A 16,479-nucleotide genomic window follows, 5' to 3' on the forward strand; every position below is an offset into this window, starting at 1 on the left:
TGCCCGACACCATACTTCAGTCAGCAAGTGAATGAACACAGGCCATACCGACAGGAGAACCTCATGAGCAAGCTCGATCCGCCCAGCCTGCTGGCCCCGGCCGCCAATGCGCCGGCGGCATCCCCCGCGGGCATTTCCCCGTTCCCGCTGCGAGTGGTGGTGCTCGGCGCCGGCAAGATCGGCCGCACCATCGCCGCCATGCTGCACGACAGCGGCGACTACCGCGTCACGCTGGTGGACCGCGACCCGGCGCAGCTCCAGGGCCTGCCCGAAGGCATCGCGGTCGGCGCCCGCGCGCTGGACCGGGCGCAGGACTGCGCGGCGCTGCTGCGCGGCGCCGATGCCGTGCTCAACGCGCTGCCGTTCCATGCCGCGGTGGGCGTGGCCACGGTGGCGGCCAGCCTCGGCGTGCATTACTTCGACCTGACCGAAGACGTGGCCGCCACCCACGCCATCCGCGCGCTGGCGGTGGGCGCGCGCTCGGTGCTGATGCCGCAGTGCGGGCTGGCGCCGGGTTTCATCGGCGTGGTCGGCAACGAGCTCGCGCAGCGCTTCCTGCGCGGCGGCGGCGAACTGCTGGCGCTGAAGATGCGCGTGGGCGCGCTGCCGCGCTTTCCGAGCAACGCGCTCAAGTACAACCTGACGTGGAGCACCGAGGGGCTCATCAACGAATACTGCAATCCGTGCGAGGCCATCGTCGACGGGCGCCGCGTCGAGGTGCCCGCGCTCGAAGGGCTGGAGAGCTTCGCGCTGGACGGCATCGCATACGAGGCCTTCAACACTTCCGGCGGGCTGGGCACGCTGCCCGAGACGCTGGCCGGGCGCGCGCGCGACGTGGACTACAAGTCAATCCGCTATCCGGGCCACTGCGCAGTGATGAAGCTGCTGCTCAACGACCTGCGCCTGCGCGAGCGGCGCGACTGGATGCGCGAGATCTTCGACAGCGCGATTCCCGCCACGCAGCAGGACGTGGTGATCGTGTTCGCCAGCGCCACCGGCCATGCCGCCGGCAGCGGCGGCGCGCGCGGGCGCCTGATGCAGGAGTCGTTCTCGGCGCGCATCGGCGGGGCCGACACCGCCGCCGGCCACCTCAACGCGATCCAGCTCACCACCGCCGCCGGCATCTGCGCCGCGCTCGACCTCGTGGCCACCGGCGTGCTGCCGCGGCAGGGCTTCGTGCCGCAGGAGGCGATGCCGCTGGACGCTTTCCTCGCCAACCGTTTCGGCCGACACTACACCTGTCACCCGCTCCAGGAGGCAACGGTATGAAAGCCAGGGAATTCGCGGCCTGCTGGCAGGCCATCGGTCTGCCCGCGCCGTGGCGCGAAGGCGAAGGGCCCGCCGGCGCGCTGCCGGTGCGCTCGCCCATCGACGGCGAGGCATTTGGCCACCTGCCCGCCTGCACGCCGGCCGAGGCCGACGCGCGCATCGAACGCGCGCGCGCGGCGCAGGCCAGCTGGGCGCTGGTGCCGGCGCCGGTGCGCGGCGAGGTGGTGCGCCGCTTCGGCGAGGTGCTGCGCGAGCACAAGAAGCATCTCGGTCAACTGGTCTCGCTGGAGTCCGGCAAGATCCTGCAGGAAGGGCTGGGCGAGGTGCAGGAGATGATCGACATCTGCGACTTCGCTGTCGGCCTGTCGCGCCAGTTGCATGGCCTGACCATTGCCTCGGAGCGGCCGCAGCACGCCATGCGCGAGACCTGGCATCCGTATGGCCTGTGCGGCGTGATCTCGGCGTTTAACTTCCCGGTCGCGGTGTGGGCCTGGAACGCGGCGCTGGCGCTGGTGTGCGGCAACGGCGTGGTGTGGAAGCCGTCCGAGAAGACGCCGCTGTGCGCGCTCGCCGTGCAGGGCCTGCTGGACGGCGTGCTCGACATCGCCGCGCCCCATCACGCCGGCATCGCCACGGTGCTGGCCGGCACGCAGGCGCTCGGGCAGCATCTGGTCGCGCACGCCGACGTGCGGCTGGTCAGCGCCACCGGCTCCACGCGCATGGGCCGCGAGGTCGGCATCGCCTGCGCCGGGCAGTTCAAGCGCGCGATCCTGGAGCTGGGCGGCAACAACGCGGCGATCGTCGCGCCGTCGGCCAATATCGAGCTGGCCATCCGCGCCATCACGTTCTCCGCCGCCGGCACCGCCGGGCAGCGCTGCACCACGCTGCGCCGCGCCTTCGTCCATGCCGACCTGTTCGACGCCGTGACCACGCGGCTGATGCATGTGTTCAGCACCCTGCCGGTGGGCGACCCGCTCGCGGAAGCGACGCTGGTCGGCCCGCTGATCGACGGCGCCGCCGGGGCCGCGATGGCCGGCGCGCTGCTGCGCTGCCGCGGCCACGGCAACGTGGTGCACGGTGGCGAGCGCGTGCTGGCGGAGCGCTATCCGAATGCCGAATACGTGCGCCCGGCGCTGGTGCTGACCGACCGCCAGCACGAGACCATGCTGACCGAGACCTTCGCGCCGATCCTGTACGTGATGCCCTACGACACGCTGGATGAAGCCATCGCGCTGAACAACGCCGCGGCGCACGGCCTGTCGTCGTGCATCTTCACCGAGTCGCTGCGCGAGGCCGAGCGCTTCCTGTCCGCCGCGGGCAGCGACTGCGGCATCGCCAACGTCAACATCGGCACCAGCGGCGCCGAGATCGGCGGCGCGTTCGGCGGCGAGAAGGCCACCGGCGGCGGGCGCGAGTCCGGCTCGGACGCGTGGAAGGGCTATATGCGGCGCGCCACCAACACCATCAACTACGGCGACGCGCTGCCGCTGGCGCAGGGCATACGGTTCGAGGTGTGAGGCGCGGGCGTGGCGCGGACATCGCGCGTGCATGGTGCGGATATGGCGCGGACATGGCGGAAGCACGGCGCTTCCGTCTTCCCCTTTTTCCCGTTCTTCCCGATTGGCCCATACAAACGCCATCCCGTTTCCATTCGTAACAACGGTTACAGCACATTGACCCTGTATTACCGACCCGCCCCGTATAACGTTCTTATGGGCAGGCAACAACCTGCCCGCAAAGGACAACGAAAATGAAAACGTGGATGATTGGGATTGCAGTGGCCGGCGCCGCCCTGCTCGGGGGCTGCGCGGTCTATCCGGCTTATCCGGCCTATGGCTACGGCGGCGGCGGGGAAGTGGCCGTGGCGCCGGCGCCGGTGTATGCCGCGCCCGCGGTGGTGGTGACGCCGGGGGTCTACGGCGGTTACTACGGCTATCGCGGCGGTTACTACGGCGGCGGCCGCCGCTACCGCTACTGGCATTGAGGCGGACGGGGCCGCGCCCGCCGCGGCCTCAGGCCTGGCCGTTGAGCCCGCCCCAGCTCGGCGCCAGCGTCTGCGGCACGTCGATCAGGTCGAGCACGCGGCCGACGGTGTGGTCCACCAGCTGGGCCACGCTCTGCGGCTTCTGGTAGAAGCCCGGCACGGGCGGGAAGATGATGCCGCCCATCTCGGTGACGGCGGTCATGTTGCGCAGGTGGGCCAGGTTCAGCGGCGTCTCGCGTACCATCAGCACCAGCTTGCGGCGCTCCTTGAGCGTGACGTCGGCCGCGCGCGTGATGAGGTTGTCGGACAGGCCGTGCGCCACCGCGGCCAGCGTGCGCATCGAGCACGGCGCCACCACCATCGCGTGGGACGCGAACGAGCCGCTGGCGATGGTGGCGCCGATGTCGCGCACGTTGTGCACGACGTGCGCGAACGCTTCGACCTCGGCCTTGCCCATGTCGAGCTCGTGCTGGAGGTTCATCACGCCCGCGGGCGAAATCAGCAGGTGGGTCTCGACGCCGGGCACGGCGCGCAGGATCTGCACCAAGCGCACGCCGTAGACCGCGCCGGTGGCGCCGGTGATGGCGACGATCAGGCGCCGCGGCTTGCCGGCGCCCCGGCCTGCATCACCGGCTGCGCTCATCGCGTGCTCAGGCCTTGAGCAGCGATTGCAGTTCGCCGTTCTGGTACATCTCCATCATGATGTCCGAGCCGCCGACGAATTCGCCGTTGACGTAGAGCTGGGGAATGGTCGGCCAGCTCGCGTATTCCTTGATGCCCTGGCGGATGCCTTCGTCTTCCAGCACGTTGACCGTGGTCGGCGCGTCCACGCCGCAGGCCTTCAGGATCTGGATGGCGCGGCCGGAGAAGCCGCACATCGGGAACTGGGCGGTGCCCTTCATGAACAGGACCACCGGGTTGCCCTTGACGATCTGGTCGATCTTTTGTTGCACGTCACTCATGATGTCTCTTTCGGTTGCGCGGGGCCGGTCGTGCCGGCGGCCGCAGGCGGGGGAAATCGGCAGGCGCGGGGAGTGCACGCCATGAAGGAAACGATTTTACCGGAATCGGCCGTTCCCGTTCAGGCGCCGCCGCCGGATGCCGGCGGCGCCACAAAGCGCCGCGCGCCGCTGCAGCGCTCGTGGCCGGCGAGGTCGCGCGCGGTGAAGATGTCGGCCAGGCCCGCCGCCGCCAGCAGCCCGCGCGCGGCCTCGCCCTGGTCGTAGCCGTGCTCCATCAGCAGCCAGCCGCCGGCGCGCAGGCGCGCGTCGGCGCCGGCGACGATGGCGGCGAGGTCGGACAGGCCGTCGCCGTGGTCGGTCAGCGCGTCGACCGGCTCGAAGCGCAGGTCGCCCTGCGTGAGGTGCGGGTCGCCTGCCGGGATGTACGGCGGGTTGCTGACGATCAGGTCGAAGCGCAGGCCGTCCGGCAGCGCGGCGTACCAGTCCGACGCCAGGAAGCGCACGTTGGCCGCGCCGAGCGCGCGCGCGTTGTCCTGCGCCACCCGCAATGCGCCCGCCGAGACATCGGTGGCCCAGACTTCCGCGTCCGGCCGCTCGCAGGCCAGCGTGACGGCGAGCGCGCCCGAGCCGGTGCCCATGTCGAGCAGGCGCGGCGCGGCCAGCGGCGCGATCAGCCTGAGCGCGGTCTCCACCGCGATCTCGGTGTCGGGCCGCGGAATCAGCACGTCCGGCGTGACGCGGAACGGGCGCCCGAAGAACTCGCGCTCGCCGAGCAGGTAGGCCACCGGCTCGCCGGCGAGCCGGCGCGCGAGCAGGGCGCCGAAGCGGTCGCGCTCGGTGGCGGCCAGTGTGTCGCCGTCGCGCGTGATCAGTTGCGTGCGGGTCAGCCCGGTGACGTGCGTGAGCAGCATGCGCGCCTCCAGCGCCGGCAGGCCGGCCGCCGTGGCCAGCGCCAGGGCATGGCGCACCGTGACGGTTTCAGGCAGGACGGCGGGCTGGGCGGGGGCGGGGCTGGACATGGGTGAAAGTCAGGCGGCGGACGGGTAACAAGCGAATGACGAGCGGGTGACAGGCGGGTGCCGGAAAAACGACGGGGAAGGCGCCGGGAAGGGCGCCGGAAAAAAGGAAAACCCCGCCTGGCGCGTGCCTCGGCGGGGTTCGCAGTGTAGCGCGCTTGTCCGCGCGGCGGCATTACTTGTTGACGGCGTCCTTGGCCTTGTCGGCGCCGGCGTTCACGGCATCCTTGGCGGCATCCTTGGCGCGCTGCATCGCGTTGCCGGCGTCCGTCTTGGCCTGCTCGGCGGCGGCGGAGACGTCGGCTGCGGCACCGCTGGCGGCGGCCTTGGCGGCGTCGGCGGCATTGCTGGCTGCGGCTGCGGCATCGCTGGCGGCGGCCTTGGCGGAATCGGCGGCGTTCTGCATGGCGCTGTCGGCGCTAGGCGTGGCGGGCGCTTCTTCCTTCTTGCCGCAGGCGGTCAGGGCAGCGGTGATCATCAACAGCGCGAGCAATTTCTTCATGATTTCGTCCTTTTGTCCATTAGGAGGGTCGACACGCCGCCCTCTGTGTGGCGACTCGGTCGAAATCGATTATAGACAGCGGCATATGTCACGCCAGTGCTGTTTCAAGCATTTACAACAGATACAAAGGTTTTCGTTAAGAGCCGATTTATAGGTCGCGAGATGGGTTATCGCGGCCCCGGCCGCCATAACCGGCACCCGATAATGGCGGCGCTGCGCGGCCATTCATGCGATTAATGGTCCTCGCCGAGCGCCGCGAGCTGGTCGGCCTGGTGTTCCGCCGCCAGCGCGGACAGCAGCTCGTCGAGGTCGCCGTCCATGATCGCCTCGATCTTGTACAGCGTCAGGTTGATGCGGTGGTCCGTGACCCGGCCCTGCGGGAAGTTGTACGTGCGGATGCGGTCGCTGCGGTCGCCCGAGCCGATCAGGTTGCGGCGGGTGCTGGCCTCCTTGGCCTGCGCGGCGCGCAGCTGCGCGTCCATCAGGCGCGCGGCCAGCACCTTCATGGCCTTGTCCTTGTTGCGGTGCTGGCTGCGGTCGTCCTGGCACTCCACCACGATGCCGGTGGGGATGTGGGTCAGGCGCACCGCCGAGTCGGTCTTGTTCACGTGCTGGCCGCCGGCGCCGGAGGCGCGGAAGGTGTCGACGCGCAGGTCGGCGGGATTGATCTGCACCTCGGCCACTTCGTCGGCCTCGGGCATCACCGCCACCGTGCAGGCCGAGGTGTGGATGCGGCCCTGCGCCTCGGTGGCCGGCACGCGCTGCACGCGGTGGCCGCCGGACTCGAACTTCAGGCGCGAGAATGCCGCGTCGCCGGCGATGCGGATGATGACTTCCTTGTAGCCGCCGAGGTCGGACGGCGATTCGCTCATCACCTCCACCTGCCAGCGCTGGCGCTCGGCGTAGCGCGTGTACATGCGCAGCAGGTTGGCGGCGAACAGCGCGCTTTCCTCGCCGCCGGCGCCGGCGCGGATTTCCAGCAGCAGGTTGCGGTCGTCGTTGGGGTCCTTGGGCAGCAGCAGCTTCTGCAGGCTGATCTCCAGCGCCTCCAGGCGCGCGCGCGCGGCGCCGATCTCGTCGGTGGCGAACTCCTTCATCTCGGGGTCGTCCAGCAGCGCCTGCGCGGTGGCCAGGTCTTCCTGCGCCTGGCGGTACTGCGCGTACTGCTCGGCCACCGGCGACAGTTCCGCGTGCTCGCGCGTGAGCTTACGGTAGACGTCGATCTTGGCGGTGGCGTCCTCGCGGGCGAGCAGGGCGTTGACTTCGTCGAGTCGCTCGGACAACTGGTCGAGCTTGGCTAGCATGCTGGCTTTCATGGGTATCCGGGCAGGGTCGCGCTGAAGCGGAGGTCGTACTGGGTTGGGGGCGGATGCCGGCAGGCGGCGTCGGGATTGCATGTCCGGGCAAGATGCCGCGGCAGGCAAGGGCTGGTGGCGCGCAGGACGCGCGCCGCCGGTGGCAGAGCGCTGCTAGCGCTCGGAGTGGCTGCTGTGGCGGAACAGGCCGGGCACCAGGCGCAGCAGGGTTTCGCGGTCGTCGCCCTGGGTGTGGTTGAGCGCGTGGGTGGGGCCGTGCAGGAACTTGCGGGTGAGCGCGCCGGAGAGCGCTTCGAGCACCGCTTCGGGGTCGTCGCCGCGCGCCAGCATGCGGCGCGCGCGGTCCAGCTCGGCCTGGCGCATGGCCTCGCCTTGCGCCTGCAGGTCGCGGATGACGGGCACCACGCTGCGGGTTTCCAGCCAGTGCATGAAGTTCTGCACGCGGCTTTCGATGATGGCCTCGGCCTGCGCTACGGCGGCCTGGCGCATGGCGTTGCCTTCGCGCACGATGGCGCCGAGGTCGTCCACGGTGTACAGGAACACGTCGTCCAGGCGCGCGACTTCGGGCTCCACGTCGCGCGGCACGGCCAGGTCCACCATCATGATCGGGCGGTGGCGGCGCAGCTTGACCGCGCGCTCGACCGCGCCCAGGCCGATGATGGGCAGCGAGCTGGCGGTGCAGGACACCACGATGTCGAATTCATGCAGGCGCGCGCCCAGGTCCGACAGGCGGATTGCCTCGGTGGTCAGGCCCTGCTCGGCCAGCTGCTCGGCCAGCTTCTCGCCGCGCTCCACGGTACGGTTGGCCACCACGATCTGGCGCGGCGTCTGCGCGGCGAAGTGCGTGGCGCACAGCTCGATCATCTCGCCCGCGCCGATGAACAGCACGCGCTGGGTCGAGACGCTTTCGAAGATCCGCTGCGCCAGGCGCACCGCGGCGGCGGCCATCGACACCGAATGCGCGCCGATCTCGGTCTGGCCGCGCACTTCCTTGGCCACCGCGAAGGTGCGCTGGAACAACTGGTTCAGGTAGGTGCCAAGCGCCCCAGCCTCGCCGGCGGTGCGCACCGCGTCCTTCAACTGGCCCAGGATCTGGGTTTCGCCCAGCACCATCGAGTCCAGCCCGCTGGCCACGCGGAACGCATGGCGCACGGCTTCGGACTGCGGCAGCGAATACAGGTGGGGCGCCAGTTCGCCGGCCGGCACGTTGTGGTGCTGCGCCAGCCAGCGCAGCGTGTGCTCGAAGCCGGCGTCGCCGTTGACCAGCACGTCGGTGGCGCAATAGATCTCGGTGCGGTTGCAGGTGGACAGGATGGCGGCTTCGGTGCCGTTCCTGCCCGCCAGGTGCGTGCGCAGCGCCCCCAGCGCCGGCTTGATCTGCTCAAGCGGAAACGCCACCCGTTCGCGCAGCGAGACGGGCGCCGTGGTGTGATTGATACCGATCGCAAGCAGTTGCATGGTGGGGGACACGTCTTTGGATCCGGGCCCCGCGGGGTGCCATGCTCCAGGCTGGCTGCCGCGCGGGCTTCAAAAGGCAAATCCGCAGCGCGGTTTCCACGCGGCGGATTCCGGCGCATTGCGCCGCCGAACCGGGCTACATTATAACGCCCGATGCAGAATTTGCTTCGGAAGGGCGGGGTCGGGAACGGTTTACCGTATCCTCGGAGCCACGTGGCGCCGGCGCTCGTGCCGCAAACGCCGCGTCATGGCACGGATTCTTGGGAAAAGTGATGCTTGGGACGCTGATTGTGGGCGTATTGGTCGGACTCGCCGCGCGCTCGCTCCACCCCTCGGGGCGGGTCAGCGTGCCGGCGGCCGTGGTGTTCGGCGCGCTTGGCGCGATGGCGGCCTTCTATGGCGGCCGCGCGCTGCACTGGTTCGCGGACGGGCAGATGGCGGGCTGGTTTGCCGGCGTCGCCGGCGCCGGCGTGCTGGTCGGAGTCTGGGGGCTGGCGCGGCGGCGCTGACCGGCATTCTTGTCCGGGTTATCGCGGTGGCGCGTGGCGAATCGGTTTATTTGCGGTTGCGCAAGAATCGCCCCAATACCCCTTCCGAATAATGGCTGGCCACCTCGGTCAGGAACGCGGAAAAATCCACGTGCGCGGTATCGTCGGCGCGGTCCGACAGGGTCCGCATCACCGCATGGCGCACGCCATATTCGTGGCAGACCTGCGCCACCGCGGCGCCTTCCATTTCCACCGCCAGCACGCCCGGCAGGCGCTCGCGCAATTCCGCCGCGGCCGCGGGCGAGCCGATGAACTGGTCGCCGCTGGCGATCATGCCCACGTGCAGCGCGGGCGCGCCGACGCCGAAGCGGGCCAGCACATCGGCGGGAATCGCCGTGGGCAGCTCCTCGCGCAGATAGCCGTCCACGGCCGCGCGCAATTCGGCGGTCAGCGCCGGGTCGGCGGGGAATTCGGCGCGGTCGAGCAGCGGCACCTCGTGGCGGGCGAAGAACGGGCGCGCGTCCAGGTCGTGCTGCAGCGTGCGGTCGGCCACCACCACGTCGCCCACGCGCGTGCGCGCGCCGATGCCGCCGGCCAGGCCGGTGAAGACGATCTCGTCCACGCCGAACTCGCGCACCAGCGTCACCGTGGTGGCCGCGGCCGCCACCTTGCCCATGCGCGCCAGCACCAGCACGCAAGGCTGGCCGTACAGGTGGCCGACGTGATAGTCGCGCATGCCGATGCGCCGCACGGTGGCGCGCGCGTCGTCGTGGCGCATGGCGGCCACGAGGCCGTCGACTTCATCGTGGATGGCGGCGAGGATACCGAGGGTCATGGCGGGCGCAGGTAGAGAAACGCACAGCATACCGGCCCGCCGGGCGGGCGCAAAGCGGTGGCGGCGCCGGCAAGGAAAGCTGCGCGGCCGCGCGCGCGTTTGCTACAGTGCACAGGCGTATCCATCACACGGGACACTCATGCAGCCATCCTCGATGCAAAGCATGCAAGACCGGCGCGCCATGCGCCAGGCGCTGGCGGACTGGCGCGAGCAGCGTGCCATCGCCGCCGACGGCGTGGCCGCCGCCTGGCCGCGCGCCGAGCCCGACGCCGCCGCGTGGCGCCACTGGCTGGACCGCGCGCTGCTGGCGCTCGGCGCGGCGCTGCTGTGCGCCGGCGTGATCGTCTTCTTCGCCTTCAACTGGCAGGACCTGCACAAGTTCGCCAGGTTCGGACTGCTGGCCGGCGCGTTGAGCCTGCTGGCCGCCTTCGCGTGGCTGCGCCCGGGCGGCGACATGGCTGCCCGCGCCGCGCTGTGCGGCGCGCAGGTGGTGGCCGGTGTGCTGCTGGCCGTGATCGGGCAGGTCTACCAGAGCGGCGCCGACGCCTGGCAACTGTTCGCGCTGTGGGCGCTGCTGGCGGTGCCGTGGGCGCTGGCCGCGCGCGCCGCGCCGCACTGGTGGCTGGTGCTCGTGCTGGCCAACGTGGCGCTGCTGCGCTACTGCAGCGTGCGGCTGGGCGTGGGCGGCATGTTCGACCTGCTGTTCGGCGCGGCGGGCGAGCGCGGCACCACGCTGTTCCTGCTGGCCGCCGCGCTGGCGCAGCTCGCGCTGTGGTTCGCGCTGCGCGCCGCGCTGCCCGCGCTCGGTTTTCGCGGCCTGGCCGGCGCGCGCATGCTGGCCGCGCTGGCGTGCGCGTATGCCGGCTGGCTCGGCATCGGCAGCCTGCTGGACAGCCGCTTCGACGCCGCCATGTTCGGCCTTGCGCTGCTGGCGCTGGGCGCGCTGCTGGCCTGGTTCCGGCTGCGCGCGTTCGACGTGGTGGCGCTCAGCCTCGCCAGCTTCGCCCTCATCGTGATGGTGGTGACGGCCGCCGCGCGCGTGCTGCTGGACGGCAGCCACGCGGGCTTTGGCGCGTTCCTGCTGCTGGGGCTGCTGACCATCGGCCTGTCCGCCACGGCCGCCGCGTGGCTGCTGCGCGCCCAGCGCCAGCACGACGCGGCCTTCGCGCAAGGAGAGCCGGCATGAGCAACCAGCGCGAAGTGGTGCAAGTGGTGCAGCGGCTGTGGCAAGACCTGGTCGCGCGCGGACTGGTGCACGCGCAGCCTGCGCCGGCGCAGGCGCGCGCGCCGTGGGCGGTGCGGCTGCTGATGGGCGCGGCCGGCTGGCTGGGCGCGATCTTCTTCCTAGCCTTCCTGCTCGGCTCGGTCTTCGTGGCCGCGCGCGACAGCGGCGTGGCGATGGCCCTGTGCGGCGCCGCCATGATCGCGCTGGCGGCGGTGCTGTACCGGAGCCGCACCGGCATCGCGCTCGAACAGTTCGCGCTCGCCGTGAGCCTCAGCGGGCAGAACCTGCTGGCGTTCGGCACGGGCCAGGCCTACGGCGGCACCCGCCTGCTGGAGACCGCCGCGTTCTGGATCGCGCTGGCCTTGCTCGAAGCCGTGCTCTACGCGCTGGTGCGCAACCGGCTGCATCGCTTCCTGTGCGCGCTCGGCGTGTGGAGCGGCGCGGCGGTGGCGCTGCAACTGGCGATGATGCCGGACCTGCGCCATGCCTGGGAATGGACGGCGCTGTCGCTGGTCTGGCTGGCGCCGCTCGCGCTGGCCCTGCTGGCCGGATTCACGTGGGCCGAAGGCCGGCTCTGCGCCGCGGGCCGGCACGGCTGGCTCGAGCCGGCCGCGGATGCCACGCTGCTGTTCGCGCTCGGCGCCGCGCTGGTGGTGACTGGCCTGGGCACGCCCTACACTTTCCTGTTCGATGCCGAGACCGCGCGCCGCGCCACGCCATACTGGATGGCCGGCGCGCTGTGCGGCGCGGTGCTGGCCGCCTTCGTGCTCGCCGAGAGCGGCCGCCTGCGCCTGGCCGGCCCGATACGCGCCGCGGCCGTGGCGGGCGCGGTGCTGTTCGGCGCGCTGCTGGCCGGCGCGCCCGCAGTCGTTGCCGCCGCGCTCGCGCTCGGCCTCGCGCTGCGCCGCGGCTCGCTGCCGTGGCTCGGGCTGGCCGTGGCCGCGCTGGCCGGCGGCTTCATCTGGTACTACGGCGCGCTGCACTGGACGCTGCTGATCAAGTCCGCCACGCTGGCCGGCGCCGGCCTCGCCGTCCTGGCATTGCGCGCCGGGCTGCAACGCGCCGGCGCAAGGAGCTCGTCATGAAGCGCTGGATCCTGATCGCCTGGGTGCTCACGCTCGGGCTGGCCGCCGCCGCCGTCGGCACCAAGGAGCACCTGCTCGCGCGCGGCGACACCGTCTATCTGCGGCTGGCGCCCGTCGATCCGCGCTCGCTGATGCAGGGCGACTACATGGCGCTGAACTTCGCCATTGCCGACGCCATCCGCGCGGCGCGCCAGCGGCAGGATCTACCCGCCGAGCGCGAGCAGGTCGCCGTGGTCCGCCGCGACGCGCGCGGCGAAGCCAGCCTTGTGCGCCTGCATGCCGGCGAGCCGCTCGCCGCGGGCGAGCAACTGCTGCGCTTCCAGACCGTGCCGTCGCGCTGGGGCGGCGTGCAGGTGCAGGTATCGACCGACGCCTATTTCTTCCAGGAAGGGCAGGGCGCGCGCTTCGAGAAAGCGCGCTTCGGCGAGTTCCGTGTGGGGGCTGAGGGGCAGGCACTGCTGGTAGGGCTGCGGGACGAAAACCTGCAGCCCCTCTGAAACTGACATTCACATACGATTCACGGCCACGCACCCGGCGATACCCCGTCTCGTTTTATTTCGAGATGGCTATATAAGACCGCTCTGATTGCGTGTCGCGGCATTGCCACAACGCGCAATGATTCGCGCAGGTCCTGCTTGGTATCGTCTTCAAGACATGGCGCAACGCTACGCGCGCGATGCGCAAAGCCGCGCCTCGCGCCTCGATCCCTGCGTGCCTTGACGGCACGTTCAGCCCAGGCGATCGCCGCACGGATTTCGTCATTTCCCGCAAGCCGCCGGCACCATCCATTCGCCCTGTACACCCGACGATGGAAGGGTGCGGGCATGGCGGCGTGCTGCCGTTACTCTTATCGGTTGTCCGGATTTCCGCGACCGCCCCGCGCGGCGGAGTCCGATGTTTGATGGGGCAATGAAGAGGAGAAATCTTAGTGAACAAGAAATCCAGCGCAATGCACCTGCTCGGGGCCGTGGCCCTAGCCGGGCTGCTCGGCGGCTGCGCGACGGAGACGTCGACTGCGCTGCCGGTGCAGAAAGTGGAAAGCGCGAGCCGCCCATACACCGGCGTGCGCACGCCGATCGCCGTGGGCAAGTTCGACAACCGCTCGAGCTACATGCGCGGCGTGTTCTCGGACGGCATCGACCGCCTCGGCGGCCAGGCCAAGACCGTGCTGATCACGCATCTGCAGCAGAGCAACCGCTTCAACGTGCTCGACCGCGACAACATGGCCGAGATCAAGCGCGAGGCGGAGATCAAGAGCCAGGCGCAGCGCCTGAAGGGCGCCGACTACGTGATCACCGGCGACGTGACCGAATTCGGCCGCAAGGAAGTCGGCGACCAGCAACTGTTCGGCATTCTCGGCCGCGGCAAGTCGCAGGTGGCCTACGCCAAGGTCGCGCTCAACGTGGTCAACATCGCCACCTCGGAAGTCGTGTTCTCCAGCCAGGGCGCCGGGGAATACGCGCTGTCCAGCCGCGAGGTGATCGGCTTCGGCGGCACGCAGAGCTACGACTCCACGCTCAACGGCAAGGTGCTCGACCTGGCCATGCGCGAAGCGGTCACCAACCTGATCAGCGGCATCGAAAGCGGAGCGTGGAAGCCGGGCAATCCGTAAAGCCGGTGAGACCGGCCAGGCCGGTTCGTTTGTCGAAGAGGAGAAGAAGTGAAAGAAGTCAAAAAGCATAAGCAGTACCGGCCGTGGCGCCCCGTGGCGCTGGCCTTGACGGGAAGCGTTCTGCTGGCCGGGTGCGCGGCACCCAAGACCCTGTACCAATGGGAAAGCTACCAGCCCCAGGTCTATGAATACTTCAAGGGCGAGCCCAAGCAGGCGCAGATCGAAGCGCTCGAGCGCGACATGCAGAAGATCGCGGCCGCCGGCGCCACGCCGCCGCCGGGCTACCACGCCCACTTGGGCATGCTCTACGCCGAGATCGGCAAGGACGACCAGATGGTGCAGGAATTCCAGACCGAGAAGACTCTGTTCCCCGAGTCGGCCACCTATGTCGATTTCCTGATGAAGAACGTCAAGCGGGGTGAAGACAAGAAATGAAGCCCATGTTCAAACGCCTTTTCGCCGCCGCCGCGATCACCGTGCTCGCCGCCGGCTGCGCCGCGCCGCGCAAGAACGTCGACTACACCGCGTTCAAGTCCAGCCGCCCGCGCTCCATCGTGGTCCTGCCGCCGCTCAACGAATCGCCCGAGGTGAAGGCGACCTACAGCATGCTGTCCCAGGTCACCTACCCGCTGGCGGAGTCCGGCTACTACGTGCTGCCCGTGGCGCTGGTGGACGAAACCTTCAAGCAGAACGGCCTCACCACCCCCGGCGACATCCACCAGGTCGCTCCGGCCAAGCTGCGCGAGATCTTCGGCGCCGACGCCGCGCTCTACATCACGGTATCGAAGTACGGCACCTCGTACATGGTCATCAACAGCGTCACGGCCGTGACCGCCAGCGCCAAGCTGGTCGACCTGAAGACCGGCGCCACGCTGTGGAGCGGCAGCGCCTCGGCCACCGACGACCAGGGCAACAGCGGCGGCGGGCTGATCGGCGCGCTGGTGGCCGCGGCGGTCAAGCAGGTGCTCAACAACGTCACCGAAGCCGGGCACAAGGTGGCCGGCGTGACGAGCACGCGGCTGCTGTCGGCCGGGCATCCGGGCAGCATCCTGTTCGGGCCCCGGTCGCCTCGGTATGAGACGGATTGAGGTTGGTTGTGCTTGGGTTTGAGCGGCTGGTTTGAAGGGCTGCTTGGACTTGGGAGCCCCGCGGGTTGATGGACTTGTGGGGCTTTTTGTTGGGGCGGCAGAGTCGGTATGCCGAATGCTCGGAATTGTCTTGTGAGCCGATTCTCAAATGCTGCGACAGCAGCGCTGACGCACAGAGCAAACACTATACTGGGCTAGCCGCAGCAACGAGCGCGGTCGGGATTGGCGTCTCGGGAACGTAGGAAGACCACCGTCAGGTAGTGTGTGAACCGTTCAGGAGGTAACTCTATGTCCAGACGTTCGTTCGCCCATATCGGGCGATTTCTATCCCAGCAGAAACCAGTATGTTCTCAACGTGTGTTGGTTGCACAAAGGGGGACATACGATGCATAAGCACACCCGCTTTGGTATCACCGCCGAACATACAGGCGTCGGACATTCGTGACGGCACATGCGCCAGCGGAAAGCCCGCTCAGCCTTGCGGCCGAGAAGGCGGCCCAGCTTCATGCGCTGCTTTCGATGGCGAGCGATTGCGCTGCCGCGGGTACGCTCGAAAGGCAGCCGGATGACATGCAGGGCCGGCTGCTTTCGTTGGTGGCTGAGCTGGTGAACGAGACGTTGGTGTCAGCGAACTGGCCGCGTTGCATAGCGGAGGGACGTGCGGCACGTAGCACGGCGACCGCAGCGAAACAAAAGCATCGCAGACATCATGTCTAGCGGATCTTTTCAGACGTCCCGCATTGACTTGGTAATGCGATTGCATTACCTTGTTTGTTGTTTCTTTTCTTTTGATGGGAGCGCCCATGTCCGCCACCGTCGAGGCCGAATCGACCCTGACTGATCGTTACCAGACCACCGTGCCGGAGACTGTCCGGCGGGCTCTGGGCCTGGGTAAGCGCGACAAGATCCACTACACCATTCGTCCTGGCGGCGAGGTCGTGCTGTCGCGGGTCGAGGCACAGACGGAGGACGATCCTGTACTCGCCCGGTTCCTGGACTTCCTTGCCCACGACCTCGTCACGCATCCGGAGCGGCTGCAGATAATTGATGCCAGTCTGGTGCATCGCCTCCAGTCGCTGGTCGGTGGCGTCGAAGTCGATCTTGATTCTGCGCTGTCGGCGGATGACGAATGAGGGCGCACAAGTCTGCGCCATTGCTGATCAATGGCTGGACGATCTTTGCACATCCGCTGTTTCTCGATCAGTTCGCGGCGTTGACTCGGCAGGTCGAATCGCTCAGGCAAAAAGACCCGGCCGGGTATATGAAGAAGAATGCCAGCAAGCGGCTGGCGGCCATCTCCAAGTTGGTGTTCGAGGTCATTCCGCAGGATCCCTCACGGCCGGAATATCGCCAAGGCAATGCCCTTGGCGATAGCCATAAGCACTGGTTCCGGGTGAAGTTCTTCCAGCAATACCGTTTGTTCTTTCGCTATCACGCGCCGAGCAAGATCATCGTATTCGCGTGGGTCAACGACGATGACACCCGGTGTGCTTATGAGAGCAACGACGACGCGTACCGGGTGTTTCGCAGGATGTTGGAGAGCGGGCATCCGCCTGATGACTGGGCGCAGTTGCTTGGCGAAGCATCTCAAGATGAATTGCGGCCGCACCGAGTGGGTCTTGAACGACTCGATTGAGTC

19 protein-coding genes are annotated in these 16,479 nt (G+C 69.0%); 12 read left to right on the top strand and 7 right to left on the bottom strand.

Annotated features, from left to right (window positions below; all coding sequences use genetic code 11):
- Positions 1 to 63: 63 nt before the first annotated feature.
- From AC3WXD_RS27625 to AC3WXD_RS27635, 3 genes are all read left to right on the top strand, one after another.
- Positions 64 to 1,269 (top strand): saccharopine dehydrogenase family protein, encoded by a 1,206-nt coding sequence (locus tag AC3WXD_RS27625; protein WP_492325056.1) that lies wholly within the window; start codon positions 64 to 66, stop codon positions 1,267 to 1,269.
- Positions 1,266 to 2,786, top strand: coding sequence for an L-piperidine-6-carboxylate dehydrogenase (gene amaB / locus AC3WXD_RS27630; protein ID WP_020202002.1), 1,521 nt, complete (start codon positions 1,266 to 1,268; stop codon positions 2,784 to 2,786). Before AC3WXD_RS27625 ends, amaB begins: the two co-directional genes overlap by 4 nt.
- A 245-nt stretch (positions 2,787 to 3,031) precedes the next feature.
- Entirely contained in the window at positions 3,032 to 3,253 is a 222-nt protein-coding gene (locus AC3WXD_RS27635) for a hypothetical protein (RefSeq protein WP_156174050.1), read from the top strand.
- Between the two features lie 28 nt (positions 3,254 to 3,281).
- Here AC3WXD_RS27635 and AC3WXD_RS27640 read toward each other — a convergent pair whose 3' ends face one another.
- The 6 genes from AC3WXD_RS27640 to hemA form a co-directional block, all read right to left on the bottom strand.
- A complete protein-coding gene (locus AC3WXD_RS27640) occupies positions 3,282 to 3,896 on the bottom strand; it encodes a UbiX family flavin prenyltransferase (RefSeq protein WP_020202000.1) in 615 nt (204 codons plus the stop codon).
- 7 nt (positions 3,897 to 3,903) lie between these two features.
- Entirely contained in the window at positions 3,904 to 4,215 is a 312-nt protein-coding gene (grxD, locus tag AC3WXD_RS27645) for a Grx4 family monothiol glutaredoxin (RefSeq protein ID WP_020423715.1), read from the bottom strand.
- A 119-nt stretch (positions 4,216 to 4,334) separates the two neighbouring features.
- The gene (gene prmC, locus AC3WXD_RS27650) at positions 4,335 to 5,234 is read right to left on the bottom strand and encodes a peptide chain release factor N(5)-glutamine methyltransferase (protein ID WP_059415922.1); all 900 of its coding nucleotides are present in this window, start codon (positions 5,232 to 5,234) and stop codon (positions 4,335 to 4,337) included.
- Positions 5,235 to 5,406: 172 nt separating this feature from the next.
- Positions 5,407 to 5,733 (bottom strand): hypothetical protein, encoded by a 327-nt coding sequence (locus tag AC3WXD_RS27655; protein ID WP_020201997.1) that lies wholly within the window; start codon positions 5,731 to 5,733, stop codon positions 5,407 to 5,409.
- Between the two features lie 233 nt (positions 5,734 to 5,966).
- Positions 5,967 to 7,049: a peptide chain release factor 1 gene (gene prfA / locus AC3WXD_RS27660; RefSeq protein ID WP_020201996.1), complete on the bottom strand. Its 1,083-nt coding sequence runs from the start codon at positions 7,047 to 7,049 to the stop codon at positions 5,967 to 5,969.
- 153 nt (positions 7,050 to 7,202) lie between these two features.
- Positions 7,203 to 8,507: a glutamyl-tRNA reductase gene (gene hemA, locus AC3WXD_RS27665; protein WP_020201995.1), complete on the bottom strand. Its 1,305-nt coding sequence runs from the start codon at positions 8,505 to 8,507 to the stop codon at positions 7,203 to 7,205.
- Between the two features lie 272 nt (positions 8,508 to 8,779).
- Between hemA and AC3WXD_RS27670 the strand changes: the two genes are divergently transcribed.
- On the top strand, positions 8,780 to 9,016 hold the full coding sequence (locus AC3WXD_RS27670; RefSeq protein ID WP_492325057.1) for a hypothetical protein: 237 nt from the start codon (positions 8,780 to 8,782) through the stop codon (positions 9,014 to 9,016).
- Between the two features lie 46 nt (positions 9,017 to 9,062).
- Here the strand turns inward: AC3WXD_RS27670 and AC3WXD_RS27675 are convergent, their stop codons facing one another.
- Entirely contained in the window at positions 9,063 to 9,830 is a 768-nt protein-coding gene (locus AC3WXD_RS27675) for a 5'-methylthioadenosine/adenosylhomocysteine nucleosidase (RefSeq protein ID WP_059415920.1), read from the bottom strand.
- A 154-nt stretch (positions 9,831 to 9,984) separates the two neighbouring features.
- Here AC3WXD_RS27675 and AC3WXD_RS27680 point away from each other — a divergent pair, with 154 nt between their 5' ends.
- The 8 genes from AC3WXD_RS27680 to AC3WXD_RS27715 all read left to right on the top strand — a co-directional run bounded on the left by AC3WXD_RS27680 (position 9,985) and on the right by AC3WXD_RS27715 (position 16,476).
- Positions 9,985 to 11,016 carry a DUF2157 domain-containing protein gene (locus AC3WXD_RS27680; protein ID WP_492325058.1) on the top strand — a complete coding sequence of 344 codons (1,032 nt, stop codon included), beginning with the start codon at positions 9,985 to 9,987 and terminating at the stop codon, positions 11,014 to 11,016.
- Positions 11,013 to 12,140 (top strand): DUF4401 domain-containing protein, encoded by a 1,128-nt coding sequence (locus tag AC3WXD_RS27685; protein ID WP_492325059.1) that lies wholly within the window; start codon positions 11,013 to 11,015, stop codon positions 12,138 to 12,140. The genes AC3WXD_RS27680 and AC3WXD_RS27685 overlap by 4 nt, the downstream gene beginning before the upstream one ends.
- Entirely contained in the window at positions 12,137 to 12,637 is a 501-nt protein-coding gene (locus AC3WXD_RS27690; protein WP_020201990.1) for a GDYXXLXY domain-containing protein, read from the top strand. Before AC3WXD_RS27685 ends, AC3WXD_RS27690 begins: the two co-directional genes overlap by 4 nt.
- Positions 12,638 to 13,089: 452 nt before the next feature.
- On the top strand, positions 13,090 to 13,752 hold the full coding sequence (locus AC3WXD_RS27695; protein ID WP_492325101.1) for a CsgG/HfaB family protein: 663 nt from the start codon (positions 13,090 to 13,092) through the stop codon (positions 13,750 to 13,752).
- A gap of 48 nt (positions 13,753 to 13,800) precedes the next feature.
- Positions 13,801 to 14,187 carry a DUF4810 domain-containing protein gene (locus tag AC3WXD_RS27700; protein ID WP_492325060.1) on the top strand — a complete coding sequence of 129 codons (387 nt, stop codon included), beginning with the start codon at positions 13,801 to 13,803 and terminating at the stop codon, positions 14,185 to 14,187.
- Complete coding sequence (locus AC3WXD_RS27705) at positions 14,184 to 14,840, top strand: DUF799 domain-containing protein (RefSeq protein WP_020423711.1); 657 nt, start codon at positions 14,184 to 14,186, stop codon at positions 14,838 to 14,840. The genes AC3WXD_RS27700 and AC3WXD_RS27705 overlap by 4 nt, the downstream gene beginning before the upstream one ends.
- Positions 14,841 to 15,643: 803 nt before the next feature.
- On the top strand, positions 15,644 to 15,973 hold the full coding sequence (locus AC3WXD_RS27710) for a type II toxin-antitoxin system PrlF family antitoxin (protein ID WP_059415990.1): 330 nt from the start codon (positions 15,644 to 15,646) through the stop codon (positions 15,971 to 15,973).
- The gene (locus tag AC3WXD_RS27715) at positions 15,970 to 16,476 is read left to right on the top strand and encodes a type II toxin-antitoxin system YhaV family toxin (protein WP_492325061.1); all 507 of its coding nucleotides are present in this window, start codon (positions 15,970 to 15,972) and stop codon (positions 16,474 to 16,476) included. Before AC3WXD_RS27710 ends, AC3WXD_RS27715 begins: the two co-directional genes overlap by 4 nt.
- The last annotated feature ends 3 nt before the right edge of the window (positions 16,477 to 16,479 follow it).

Source organism: Cupriavidus sp. FW216-B1 (genome assembly GCF_058789195.1).